The organism is Bradyrhizobium sp. YR681, from assembly GCF_000282615.1.
Taxonomy (GTDB): Bacteria; Pseudomonadota; Alphaproteobacteria; order Rhizobiales; family Xanthobacteraceae; genus Bradyrhizobium.
The window spans coordinates 1-4,336 of sequence record NZ_AKIY01000126.1; the positions used below are offsets into that span (position 1 = coordinate 1).

The following is a 4,336-nucleotide window of genomic DNA, read 5'->3' on the forward strand; positions in this document are numbered from 1 at the left end:
CTGCCGCAATGGCATCGGCTCGCCGCCGCGCCTGAAGGCTTCGCGCAACGCCTCGATCAACTTCGGAAAGGCGAGCGCGGCATGGACGTCGGCAGCGGAGTAACTGCGCAGCATCGATATCATCCCGTCCTGGTCATGAGAGTGCGCTGATGCCGGTGCAAATCCAGATGACTTCGGCATCCGCCTTGCTCAGCGACACGATGGCATGGCCCATCTTGCTGTCGAAATAGGTGCTGTCACCGACCTCGAGCGTGACCGGCGCATAGAATTCCGTGAACACCCGGACGGTCCCGGACAGAACGCACAGGAACTCCTCGCCCTCGTGACGCACCCAGCCGGGGAAATCGTCGAGGCTGCGCGCCCTGATCCGCGCCTTGAACGGCAGGATGTGCTTTTGCGAGAGGTCGGTCGCCAGCACTTCGTAGTCGTAGGTATCGGTCGGGTGCGGCTTGCCCTCGCCGCGACGGGTGACGCTGCGCCGGCCGAAGGGCGCGCTCTGGCGACGCTGGTCGAACAACTCGACGATGTCGAGGTCGACGCCGCGCGTGATCTTCTGGAGCACGTCATAGGTCGGCGACATCTGCCCGTTCTCGATCTTCGACAGGGTCGAACGCGCAACCCCCGTGCGCTCGCTCACCTCTTTCAAGGTCCACCCCTTGTCGATCCGTACGCGCTTCAGCCTCTGACCGAGATCGTCGCTTGTCTCGGCCGGCGCGACGTCGGCCGAGAAACGCGCCGGCACGATCTCGGCGGCCGCGGTCTCCCTCAGCGACGGTCGCGTCGCAGTCTTCTTCATCGCGGCTCTCTCCCCTTTTATTGCGTATGTGCAGCCCCGGCGGCGCGCCGCCGCCGGGGCTTCGCCTCACTTCTTTACGAGCGGGCATTCGCTCTGGGCAAGAGACTGGAAGGCCTGCTCCCCGGGAACGGTCGCCACGACATTATAATAGTCCCATGGCTGCTTCGATTCGGAGGGTTTCTTGACCTGGACCAGCAGCATGTCGTGGACCATCCGGCCGTCCTCGCGCACCTTGCCGCCCTTGGCGAAGAAGTCGTCCACAGGCATTTCACGCATCTTGGCGGCCACGGCCTTGGCCTCATCGGTGCCGGCGGCCTGGATCGCCTTGAGATAGTGCCGGATCGAGGAATAGACGCCGGCCTGCGGCGCGGTCGGCATCGCCTTGCGCGCCTCGAAGAAGCGCTTGGCGAAAGCGCGCGTCTCGTCGTTCTGGTCCCAATAGAAACCCTCGATGAACGAGATCCCCTGGGCAGTCGACAGGCCGAGCGCGTGGACGTCGGTGATGAACACGACCGGCGCGGAGACGGCCTGGCCACCTGCGATGATGCCGAACTCATTGGCCTGCTTGATCGCGGTCGTCATGTCCTTGCCGGCGGTGGCGAGCACGATGACTTTCGCCTTCGACGCCTGCGCCGGCAGCAGGAACGCCGACAGATCGTTGGCGCCGAACGGATGCCGGACGGTGCCCAGAACCTTGCCGCCATTTGCCGCGATCGCCGCGCTCGCGATCTTCTCGAGCGAATGTCCGAAGGCGAAGTCGGCGGTGATGATGAAGAAGGTGTCGTTGCCCTTGTCGATCAGGGCCTTCATCGGTCCGACCGCGTTGGAATAATTGTCGTAGACCCACTGAAAGCCGGTCGGCGAGCACTGCTTGCCGGTCAAATCCGTCGTGCCCGGCGACGAGAACAGCGCGACGCGGTTGGTCTCGCGCGTCAACTGCTGCACCGCGAGCGCGATCGCGCTGTTGGTGACGTCGGAGATCGCGTCGACCTTCTCGTTCTCGATCCAGCGCCGGGCGATGCCGACGCCGATGTCGGCCTTCTGCTGATGGTCGGCGCCGATGATCTCGATGGGTTTGCCGAGGACCTTGCCGCCGAAGTCCGCCGCCGCCATCTGCGCCGCCAACAGCGAGCCCGGCCCGTTCAGGTCGGAATACTGGCCGGACATGTCGGTCAGCACGCCGATCTTGACCACGTCGTCGCTGACCTGGGCCGCGGCCTGGCCGGCGACGGCCAACGAGCCGAGGCAGAGCGCGGCCGCGATCCCGCGCAAGGATTTGGAAGGCGTCTGTCGCATGATCTATTCCCTGTTGTCAGACCGCTCGTCGGAGCGGGTTTTGGCCCGGTCTTGTCTGGCTTCGCCGGACGGCGAGGCTTTTGTTCGAAACGTCTCGGCTCACTCCCGTGGCGCGACCGCCACCTCGCGGAGCGCGGCGGGCGCCGCCGCCGGTGTCCGGCGCAGGCGATGCCAGAGCTCGATCAATTCGCCGACCATGCCGCGCCGGAAGGCGAGCACGCAGAGCACGAAGATCAGGCCGTGAATGACGGTGACCCATTGCCCGAACGCGGCCAGATAGTTCTGCATGGCGACGACGATGAAGGCGCCCACGAGCGGGCCATAGAGCGTGCCGACGCCGCCGAGAAACGTCATCAGCAGCACTTCGCCCGACATCGACCAGTGCACGTCGGTGAGGCTGGCGAGCTGGCTGACGATCGCCTTGGTGGACCCCGCAAGCCCCGCCAATGCCGCCGAGAGCACGAAGGCGAGGAGCTTGTAGCGGCCGGTCTCGAAGCCGAGCGATTGGGCGCGCGCGTCGTGATCGCTGATCGCCTTCAGCACGCGTCCGAACGGCGAGCCCACCAGCCGCATGATCAGGAAGAAGCCGCCGAGGAATATCGCCAGCACGAAGCCGTAAAGATTTTCCGGTCGCGAAAGGTCGATGAAGCCGAACAGCATGCCGCGCGGAATGGCCTGCAACCCGTCCTCGCCGCCGGTGAAGCGGGCCTGGAGCGCCACGAAATAGATCATCTGCGCGAAGGCGAGCGTCACCATGGCGAAATAGATGCCGCTGCGGCGAATGGCGAGCCAGCCGGTGACGAAGCCGAGCATCGCCGCCGTTACGGTCCCGGCCAGGATCGCAAGCTCGGGAGGCAGCCCCCAGATCTTGGCGGCATGGCCGCAGACATAGCCGGCCGAGCCCAGGAACATCGAGTGGCCGAAGGAGACCAGCCGTCCGTAACCGGCGACGAGGTTAAAGGCGCAGGCGAACAGCGCGAAGATCATCGCCTTCATCATGAAGCCGGGATAGACGACGAGCGGCGCGGCCGCGAGGCCGCAGGCGAGCCCCAGGAAGACCAGCGCCTGCATCCGCGTCGATGGCGCGGTCGCCGACAGGCCGGGCTGCGGTTGCCCCTGCGCCGCATCGAGCTTCGAGCCGAACAAGCCTGCGGGACGGATCAGCAGCACCACCGCCATCACGACAAAGACGACCGTCGTCGAGGCTTCCGGATAGAAGGCCTTGGTCAGGCCCTCGATCACGCCGACGAGGAAGCCGGTCACGATCGCGCCCATGATCGACCCCATGCCGCCGATCACCACCACCGCGAAGACGACGATCAGCAGGTCCGCGCCCATCAGCGGACTGACCTGGTAGACCGGTGCGGCCAGCACGCCCGCCAGCGCGGCGAGCCCGACGCCGGCGCCGTAGGTCAGCGTGATCATGCGCGGGACGCGGATGCCGAAGGCCTGAACCAGCATCGGGTTTTCGGTCGCGGCGCGCAGATAGGCGCCAAGCTTGGTGCGCTCGATGACGTACCAGGTGCCGAGGCAGATCACGACCGAGGCGGCGATCACCCAGGCCCGGTAGTTCGGCAGGAACATGAAGCCGAGATTGCGGCCTCCCGTCAGCGCCTCCGGGATCGCATAAGGCTGGCCGGAGGATCCGAACCAGTTGCTGAAGGCGCCCTGCACCATCAGCGCGAGACCGAAGGTGAGCAGCATGCCGTAGAGATGATCGAGCTTGTAGAGGCGCCGCAGCAGCAACACCTCGATCACGATGCTGATCGCGCCGACGATGAGCGGCGCCAGGATCAGCGCCCACCAATAGCCGATGCCGAGATAATTGAGCAGCAGCCACGCGCCCATCGCGCCCATCATGTATTGCGCGCCATGCGCGAAGTTCACGATGTTCATCATGCCGAAGATCACCGCGAGCCCGAGGCTCAGCATGGCGTAGAAGGCGCCGTTGATCAGCCCGAGCAGGAGCTGGCCATAGAGCACTGCGGAAGGGACGCCGAAGATCGTGGTCATGATGCCCTTTAAAGTCCGAGATAGCTCTTGAGCGCGCCCGACCTGCCTTCGAACTCCGCGCCCGGAATTTCCTCGACGACGCGGCCGAGCTCCACGATGTAGTGGCGGTCGGCAAGACCGGCGGCGAAGCCGACATTCTGCTCGACCAGCAGGATGGTGAAGCCGAGCGCCTTCAGTTCGGTGATCGTCCGGCCGATCTGGCGGATGATCACGGGCGCGAGCCCCTCGGTC

Annotated in this window: 3 protein-coding genes and 2 pseudogenes; all 5 read right to left on the reverse strand. The window is 65.5% G+C overall.

The genetic code is table 11. From position 1 onward, the window contains the following. Window positions 1-133 precede the first annotated feature (133 nt). A complete protein-coding gene (locus tag PMI42_RS11745; protein WP_008134018.1) occupies window positions 134-796 on the reverse strand; it encodes a helix-turn-helix domain-containing protein in 663 nt (220 codons plus the stop codon). Window positions 797-862: 66 nt separating this feature from the next. Continuing rightward, window positions 863-2,092 carry an ABC transporter substrate-binding protein gene (locus PMI42_RS11750; RefSeq protein WP_008134019.1) on the reverse strand — a complete coding sequence of 410 codons (1,230 nt, stop codon included), beginning with the start codon at window positions 2,090-2,092 and terminating at the stop codon, window positions 863-865. Window positions 2,093-2,191: 99 nt separating this feature from the next. Next, window positions 2,192-3,163 carry a branched-chain amino acid ABC transporter permease gene (locus tag PMI42_RS40260; RefSeq protein WP_202802805.1) on the reverse strand — a complete coding sequence of 324 codons (972 nt, stop codon included), beginning with the start codon at window positions 3,161-3,163 and terminating at the stop codon, window positions 2,192-2,194. Between the two features lie 66 nt (window positions 3,164-3,229). After that, a pseudogene (locus PMI42_RS40265) lies at window positions 3,230-4,105 on the reverse strand (branched-chain amino acid ABC transporter permease); the annotation flags it as partial. Window positions 4,106-4,113: 8 nt separating this feature from the next. Continuing rightward, window positions 4,114-4,336, reverse strand: a pseudogene (locus PMI42_RS11760) (ABC transporter ATP-binding protein); the annotation flags it as partial.

Bases quoted from the DNA above. Each gene is read 5' to 3' on its own strand.
- PMI42_RS11745 (WP_008134018.1), bottom strand. From the start codon at position 796: ATGAAGAAGACTGCGACGCGACCGTCGCTGAGGGAGACCGCGGCCGCC.
- PMI42_RS11750 (WP_008134019.1), bottom strand. From the start codon at position 2,092: ATGCGACAGACGCCTTCCAAATCCTTGCGCGGGATCGCGGCCGCGCTC.
- PMI42_RS40260 (WP_202802805.1), bottom strand. From the start codon at position 3,163: ATGCAGGCGCTGGTCTTCCTGGGGCTCGCCTGCGGCCTCGCGGCCGCG.